8 protein-coding genes and 1 riboswitch are annotated in these 7682 nt (G+C 40.8%); all 8 genes read left to right on the top strand.

The features are described 5' to 3' along the window. The first annotated feature begins 108 nt into the window (after positions 1-108). The gene (locus NZ900_08745) at positions 109-1677 is read left to right on the top strand and encodes an FMN-binding glutamate synthase family protein (protein ID MCS7234167.1); all 1569 of its coding nucleotides are present in this window, start codon (positions 109-111) and stop codon (positions 1675-1677) included. A gap of 43 nt (positions 1678-1720) precedes the next feature. Next, positions 1721-1834, top strand: a riboswitch (TPP riboswitch). 59 nt (positions 1835-1893) lie between these two features. Continuing rightward, a complete protein-coding gene (gene thiW / locus NZ900_08750) occupies positions 1894-2394 on the top strand; it encodes an energy coupling factor transporter S component ThiW (protein ID MCS7234168.1) in 501 nt (166 codons plus the stop codon). Further along, positions 2366-3586: a putative hydroxymethylpyrimidine transporter CytX gene (gene cytX, locus NZ900_08755; protein MCS7234169.1), complete on the top strand. Its 1221-nt coding sequence runs from the start codon at positions 2366-2368 to the stop codon at positions 3584-3586. The genes thiW and cytX overlap by 29 nt, the downstream gene beginning before the upstream one ends. Positions 3587-3591: 5 nt before the next feature. Beyond that, positions 3592-4389, top strand: coding sequence for a bifunctional hydroxymethylpyrimidine kinase/phosphomethylpyrimidine kinase (thiD, locus tag NZ900_08760; GenBank protein ID MCS7234170.1), 798 nt, complete (start codon positions 3592-3594; stop codon positions 4387-4389). Further along, a complete protein-coding gene (gene thiM, locus NZ900_08765) occupies positions 4386-5168 on the top strand; it encodes a hydroxyethylthiazole kinase (GenBank protein ID MCS7234171.1) in 783 nt (260 codons plus the stop codon). The genes thiD and thiM overlap by 4 nt, the downstream gene beginning before the upstream one ends. Beyond that, on the top strand, positions 5159-5815 hold the full coding sequence (gene thiE, locus NZ900_08770) for a thiamine phosphate synthase (GenBank protein MCS7234172.1): 657 nt from the start codon (positions 5159-5161) through the stop codon (positions 5813-5815). Before thiM ends, thiE begins: the two co-directional genes overlap by 10 nt. Continuing rightward, positions 5812-6969: an MFS transporter gene (locus tag NZ900_08775; GenBank protein MCS7234173.1), complete on the top strand. Its 1158-nt coding sequence runs from the start codon at positions 5812-5814 to the stop codon at positions 6967-6969. Before thiE ends, NZ900_08775 begins: the two co-directional genes overlap by 4 nt. Positions 6970-7028: 59 nt before the next feature. Next, positions 7029-7487 (top strand): HutP family protein, encoded by a 459-nt coding sequence (locus NZ900_08780; protein ID MCS7234174.1) that lies wholly within the window; start codon positions 7029-7031, stop codon positions 7485-7487. Positions 7488-7682 lie beyond the last annotated feature (195 nt).

Below are 7682 nucleotides of genomic sequence, written 5' to 3' on the forward strand. Positions count from 1 at the left end.
ATGTTACTCTTTTGAGGTTTATAAAAAGGGTCTTGACATATTTCATATATGAATCTATAATGTATCGCAAAACCTTAGAATAAATCTTAGAGGAGGGTGAGCTGAGTGATGTCTTTTTCAAGGCCCAATGCCTCAGAAGCTACCTTAACGAGGCTAAGGCAAAGGGATTTTTCTCCATTTAGTGGAATGTGCGTTACCTGTTTGGATGGGTGCATTGGTCTTTGCGAGATTGGAAGATCTGCTATAAGGGGTAGGGAATATCTTTATCCTCAGCCTTATGGTAAGATAACGGCTGGTTCGCAGAAGGATTATCCTGTTGACTTTTCTCATATTAATATAAGTGGGACTTGCGTAGGAGCTCATGGTGTTGAAGCTGATCCTGATGTAGCTACTTTCCCTAAGGTTAGTATTGAGACTAAGATAAAGGATATTAAGCTTAGAGCTCCTTGGTTCACAACTGGGTTAGGTTCTACATTTGTTGCGAGAGATAATTGGGAGGGGGTAGCTATAGGTTCTGCTTTATTTGGTACAATGGTTGGAATAGGTGAGAATGTATGTGGTGTTGATCCTGATGCCAAGTTCAAGAATGGGCAGGTTATTAAGTCTCCCGAGATGGAAAGAAGAATAAAGCTCTTTAAAGAGTGGCAAAAGGATGGTTATGGCGAGGTTATAGTTCAGGAAAATGTTGAAGACTCGAGGGCGAAGGTGCTTGAATATGTATTGGGTGATCTAGGAGTCAAGTTTGTAGAGGTAAAATGGGGACAGGGAGCAAAGGATATAGGAGGAGAGATTAAGCTTCCCTCTATTGAGTGGGCTAAGACCCTAAAAGATAGAGGATATATAGTTTATCCAGATCCTGATGATCCTGTTGTTCAAGAGATATATAGAAAGGGCGGTATTAAAGAGTTCGAAAGGCATTCTCGCTTAGGAATGGCTTCCTTAGATGGCTTTCTTAAGAGGGTTCAAGAGCTTAGAGATAGAGGGGCAAAATATATCTCTCTTAAGACAGGGGCTTATAGACCAAGGGATCTGGCTTTGGCTTTAAAATGTGCATCTGAAGCTAGAATAGATCTCCTTATAGTTGACGGGGCTGGTGGAGGAACTGGAATGAGCCCATGGAGGATGATGAATGAATGGGGCATTCCTACTATTTATCTTGAGTCCCTTACTTATAAGTACGCAAAAATATTGAAAAATAAGGGTAAGTATGTTCCACCGATAGCCATAGCTGGTGGTTTCACTTTGGAAGATCATATATTTAAAGGGCTAGCCCTTGGGGCCCCGTTTGTTAAGCTTGTAGCTATGGGGAGATCTACATTGACTGCTGCTATGGTGGGCAAGACTATAGGAGAGATGGTTAAAGAGGGTAAGGTTCCTCAGGAGTATAAAAAATATGGTGAAGATATTGAAGAGATATTCTCTTCCGTATCAGATCTTAAGAAGCAGTATGGGGAGGATTGGAAGAAGATACCCCCATCGGCATTGGGAGTATACGCATATTTTGATAGACTTGCAACAGGCTTAAAACAGTTTATGGCTGGTGCTAGGAAGTTTAGCTTGGAGTACCTAGATAGAAGTGATTTAATATGTTTGACTGAGGAGGCCTCTAAAGTAACTGGTCTTCCTTATGTTATGGAAATGGATTATGAGGAAAGCATGAAAATATTAGAGGGTTAAGGTTTGGTTTTTCTTTAAAGTTGTGATATACTTAAAAATAATATGATAGGTGGCGGGGAGCTCCTGATGTTTAGGGGCTGAGAGGGTAGGTATAACCTGCCGACCCGTGGAACCTGCTCTGGGTAATGCCAGCGAAGGGACCACCGTAGTTGAAAATAAAGGTCCTCTGGGCATATGCCCAGAGGACCTTTATTTTCAGTGTAGGAGGTGTTAATGATGCTTAAAAGACATGTTGTTTTAAGTGGAGTTCTTGTAGCAGTTTGTGTTGCTCTTTCAGGACTCTATATTCCAGTTGGTCCTACGAAGGTTTACCCTTTTCAGCACATGGTTAACGCTATAGCTGGCGTTTTGCTGGGTCCTGCTTGGGCTGCGATAATAGCTACTATAGCCGCTATAATTAGGAATCTTCTTGGCGTTGGAACTTTGTTTGCTTTTCCAGGTGGAATTCCAGGAGGAATCATAGTGGGGCTTCTTTATCGATATATAAGAAGAGATTGGGTAGCCTTGTTCGAGCCTTTGGGAACTGGTCCCATAGGTGCGACTATAAGCGCTTGGATAATAGTTCCCTATATTCAGAGCAATATAGGTTGGCTTGCTCTTCAAACTGCATTTTTGGCAAGTAGTATTCCCGGAAGTATTCTTGGTTTCATAGTCTTAAAGATCATAAGAAAGGGAGGTGTTTTAAGAGATGGAGGAAATAAGGCCGGTTCGGGATAACGAACGAATTCTGACAGGTTTTGATCTTTTTCTTTTATGGATAGGAGCGGCTATATCCTTGGCTGAGGTTTGGGCTGGGGGTATGCTTGCTCCCTTAGGATTAGGTATGGGTATACTGGTTATAATCTTGGGGCATGTTATAGGGAATACTCCCTTTGCTCTCGGAGGAATCATTGGGAATAAATATGGTATACCCAGCATGGTTACATTAAGACCTTCTTTTGGGGTAAGGGGATCTTACCTTGGAAGTATCCTTAATGTTGTTCAGCTTATAGGTTGGACTGCTGTAATGCTTTTTGTTGCTGGTGATGCCGCTTATGCCATATATTCCGGTATAGACAGGAGACTCTGGATAATCTTAATAGGAATTGTAACTACGCTTTGGGCTATAGGTGGCTCGAGGTATTGGAAATGGGCTGGAAGAATCGGCGTTTTAGCTCTTGCAGGTGTTTGTGTTGTTGCGACATACTCTATCTTAAAGGAAGGAATCCCTGGCAAATCTCCATCAGGTATGGATTTCGGACTTGCTCTTGATCTTGTCATAGCTATGCCTGTTTCGTGGCTTCCTTTGGTTAGCGATTATTCTCGATACTCTAAGAGTGTTAGCGGGGCTTTTTGGGGTACATGGTTTGGTTATATGATAGGTAGCTCCTGGATGTATGCTTTAGGATTAATGGCCTTCTTAAGCACTGGTTCCACTGATGTGATATCCGTTATGGTTAAGCTTGGTTTTACAGGATTAGCTTTGATTCTTGTTCTCCTTTCGACAGTTACTACTACTTTTCTTGATCTTTATTCTGCTGCAGTATCTTTTATGAACTTCAGTTCTCGCTTTAATAGAAATTTAATTTTGGTGATAGCTGGAATTATAGGCATTGCAATAGCCTTAGTTTTTCCGCCAGGGGCTTATGAAGGTTTCCTTCTCCTTATAGGTGGAATGTTTTGTCCTATATTTGGAGTGGTTCTGGCAGATTACTTCATTTTAAGAAAGGGGATTATAAAAGTAGAGGATCTATATAAAATGGGAGAAGGGATTTACTGGTATAATGGTGGTGTAAACTGGTGGGCGGTCTTTTGTTGGGCTTTAGGTTTTGTGCTTTACGAGATTATAGCTCTTAAGGCTCCCTGGATAGGAGCTTCGATTCCCAGCATGGTTGTAGCGGGATTAGTTTACTTGTTGAAAAGAGGGTGATCTTTTTGGGTTACGAAGGTATAGCTTTGACTGTTGCTGGATCTGATTCAAGCGGTGGTGCTGGGATTCAAGCTGATTTGAAAACCTTTGCTGCCTTTAATGTATATGGTGCTTCTGTAATTACCTCTATAACTGCTCAGAATACGACTGGGGTTTTTGCTGTATTTGATATTCCGCCTGAAATAGTGGGGAAGCAGTTTGAAGTTGTGGCTGAGGATTTAAATATCGGTGCTGTAAAGATAGGGATGCTGTCAAATAGTGAGATAATGATAGTTGTAGCTGAGAATATTAAGAAATATAGGATAGAGAAGGTTGTGCTTGATCCGGTTATGGTTGCTAAGACGGGAGCGCCGCTCATAAAAGATGAGGCTATAAAAACGCTTAAGGAAGTTATGATTCCACTTGCTTATGTTATAACTCCTAACATTCCAGAAGCGGAGATATTAACGGGAATTAAGATATCTAATCCTATGGATATGAAGGAGGCAGCGAAGATAATCTTTAACATGGGAGCTAAACATGTTCTTATTAAAGGTGGACATTTAATGGGATACTCTAAGGTTATAGATATTTTGTTTGACGGTAAAGCTTCTTACGTATTTCAATCGGATAAGGTTGAGACGAAAAACACTCATGGTACAGGTTGCACCCTTTCTTCAGCTATAGCTGCAGGGCTTGCTAAGGGTAAGGATGTGTACAAGGCTGTATCTGATGCGGAGAAATATATTAACTTGGCAATAAAGGAGGCCCCAAAGAACATAGGGCATGGTTTCGGCCCTCTTTATCATAACGTAAAAATATGAAAAGTGATAATAATTTTATAAAAGTAGTGGGTGAAGTTAAAAGGCGTTCTCCTTTGGTAGTTCAAATTACGAACTTCGTTTCTGCTTCCTTTCAAGCTGCTTCTACCTTAGCTATAGGGGCTCATCCTATGATGCCTGTAAGCGAAATGGAAATAGAGGAAATTCTTTCTAAAGCTGATTCTTTATTGGTGAATATTGGGACTATTGATGAGGGGAGAATGAACTGTATAAGGAGGGCTATAAGGTACGCTAAAGATGAAGGTATTCCTGTGGTTTTGGATCCGGTTGGCTGTGGTGTTTCAGAGATGCGAAGGAAGTTGGTGTTTGAGCTTCTGAATGTAGGTGGGATATGTATAGTTAAGGGGAATGCGGGTGAGATTCTTTCTATATATGGATTAGGTGGCCTTGCGAAGGGGGTTGATTCTGCTCCTTATGATGTCTTAGAGGGGGAAGTGGAGAACATCGTTAGGAGCCTAGCGCTTAATTATAATTGCGTTTTCGCCATGACCGGAAGGGAGAATATCGTTTCTGATGGAAGTAAGGTTTCTAAGATTGTTGGTGGGGAGAGAATAATGGCTTACGTTACAGGTATGGGGTGTGCTTTAGGGTCCATTATGGCTGCATTTTTAACAGTTGTTGATCCTTGGTTATCAGCTATCTGCGCTCTTGAGCTATTCTCTGAAATTTCAAAGAGGGCTTACTCTAAAAGTAAAGGTCCTGGTAGCTTTAAAGAGAGTTTTTTAGATGAGCTTTATCTGTTGTGGGAGGGATATGTATGAAAATAGATTTGAGCCTTTATGTAATAACAGATGAGGAAATTGCTAAAAAATCTCACATTGAAATAGCTAAAGAGGTTCTTGAGGGAGGGGCAACCGTTATTCAGCTCAGAGATAAAAATAAAAGTGACAGAGAAATGGTTAAGATAGCTAAAGAGATGGTAAGGATTTGTCATGCTTATGGTGCTTATTTGATAGTGGATGATAGGGTTGATGTGGCGTTGGTAAGCGGTGCTGATGGTGTTCACCTTGGATCTGAGGATATACCTGTTTTCGATGTGAGGAAGGTGGCTCCGGAGAACTTTATAATAGGAGCAACTGTTCATAGTGTTGAAGAGGCCTTGAAAGCTCAAGAAGAGGGAGCAGACTATTTAGGGGTGGGGAGCATTTTCCCAACGGCTACTAAAAGGAGGGAAATAGTTCTCATAGGTCTTGAAGGTTTGCAAAAAGTGATTTCTGCAGTTACTATACCTGTTGTGGCTATAGGTGGGATAAGGCTTGAGCATGTTAGGAGTATATTTGAGACTGGGGCTTCTGGTATAGCTGTTTGTTCTTATATTCTCTCTCAGGAAGACATAACTGAGGCCACAAGAAAGCTAAAGAGGGAAATAGAGAGGGTTTCCATTTTGCTTGGGAGAGAAAAGGATTGAAGGAAAAGGCCTTTAAATTCGTTATTATTTTAGGTATCGTTAGCCTCCTTTCTGATATGACATATGAGGGAGCTCGTAGCATAGCAGGACCATTTCTCGCAACTTTGGGAGCAAGCGGCACGGTTGTTGGCTTTGTAGCTGGATTTGGTGAGTTTATCGGTCAAGGTTTAAGGATCCTCTTTGGTTACTTGAGCGATGTAACTAAAAGATACTGGATGTTTACTATACTAGGCTATCTTGTTAACTTATTAGCAGTGCCTCTTTTAGCTTTTGCCGGAAGCTGGCAAGCTGCAGCATTTTTGATAGTTGCTGAGAGATTGGGGAAAGCCATAAGAACGCCTGCTAGGGATGCCATGTTATCTCATGCTGCCTCTCAGATCGGTGGAGGAAGAGCTTTTGGAATACATGAAGCCTTAGATCAAATAGGTGCTTTATTGGGTCCTGCTATAGTTAGTTTAATACTTTATCTTAAAAACGATTATAAGTCTGCTTTTCTTTGGCTCTTTCTTCCAGCCTCTTTAGCGCTCTTAACGCTTCTTATTAGTAGGCTTTTATATCCTTCTCCGGAGGAAATGGAGAAGCTTTCCTATTTTAAATTAGAAAGTATCTTATCGAGGAACTTCTGGATTTACTTAATCGCTATAGCTCTTATAGCAGCTGGATATGTTGATTATCCTCTGATTGGCTTTCATGTTGTTAAAAGCGGTATAATCTCACCTAATTATGTACCTCTTCTTTATGCGTTGGCAATGGGAGTTGATGCCATATCCGCTTTACTTTACGGATATCTTTTTGATCGATGGGGATTACGTGTTTTAGCTTTCGTTATCGTCTTATCCTCTCTTTTTGCTCCTCTTATCTTCTTTGGAGGTTTGTATCTTTTAATTTTGGGAGTCTTCCTTTGGGGTATGGGAATGGGAGCCCAAGAATCGATATTAAGAGCCCTTGTTGGTGGAATGGTTTCTCCTGAAAAGAGGGCTACAGCCTATGGAATTTTTAATGCCATATATGGGGTTTCCTGGTTTTTAGGGAGCGCTTTTATAGGACTACTATATGATTTTTCTTTAACTTATGTTGTATTTTTCTCCTTAGTGTTGCAGCTAGTGTCCGCTTTTATTATTCTTCTATTATCTAAAAAGAGGGATTTCCTTTAGCTTCGGTTATTATTCTTTCTCTTGACATATAGATCATCTTATGTTAAGGTTAGATTAGCTTGGAGAAGAGGGAAGTAAGTAAAACTCAAGATATTTGGTTTTTCCAAAATATAGATGTGGAGCGGGCAGCTGTGCTTCTGGCTATATCTAGGACCAGAGAAGAGGAGGCCTTTATTAAGGAGCTTTTATCGAATTTAGGTTTGAAGGCGTGTGTCTTCGAGATAGGCGGTATAAATGATGAGTTGCGTCCTAAGCTCGGTATTCAAACGGTCACAACATGTTTAAAGCATGGTGTTATAAGGCAGGTTAAGTCGGATGTTCACGCTGTTATACATGCTGTGCTTGAGGCTGAAAGAGGTTTGTTGATGGATGCTCCTTTAAGCAGTAGCTTGCTTTTAAAAGTGTCTGTGGTTAGTAATGGTAAATGGTTGGCTGTTTGTATGTTTGGTGAATCTGCTTTTCATGTTCTGACTAATCATCGCAGAATAGGTTTGGGAGTAATGCATTTAGGAGATTAAGCAGTTTTACTGATAATGTGAAAAAGTGAGAATAACAATAGAATAGGGTTTGTGAAAATGGGAAGACGGGATAAAGCGAAGGGAAAGAAAAATCTCTTCGCTTTATTTTTTTGAAAAAGGGGGTAGAGGGGTAATCATGCCTGAGAAGACTATTGAGGAGCTTATTAATGAGCTTGAAGTTAAGCGGCAAGAGGT

Source organism: Synergistota bacterium, assembly GCA_025060595.1.
In the GTDB taxonomy this organism is placed as follows: Bacteria; Synergistota; GBS-1; order GBS-1; family GBS-1; genus 42-11.

Bases quoted from the DNA above. Each gene is read 5' to 3' on its own strand.
- NZ900_08745 (MCS7234167.1), top strand. From the start codon at position 109: ATGTCTTTTTCAAGGCCCAATGCCTCAGAAGCTACCTTAACGAGGCTA.
- thiW (MCS7234168.1), top strand. From the start codon at position 1,894: ATGCTTAAAAGACATGTTGTTTTAAGTGGAGTTCTTGTAGCAGTTTGT.
- cytX (MCS7234169.1), top strand. From the start codon at position 2,366: ATGGAGGAAATAAGGCCGGTTCGGGATAACGAACGAATTCTGACAGGT.
- thiM (MCS7234171.1), top strand. From the start codon at position 4,386: ATGAAAAGTGATAATAATTTTATAAAAGTAGTGGGTGAAGTTAAAAGG.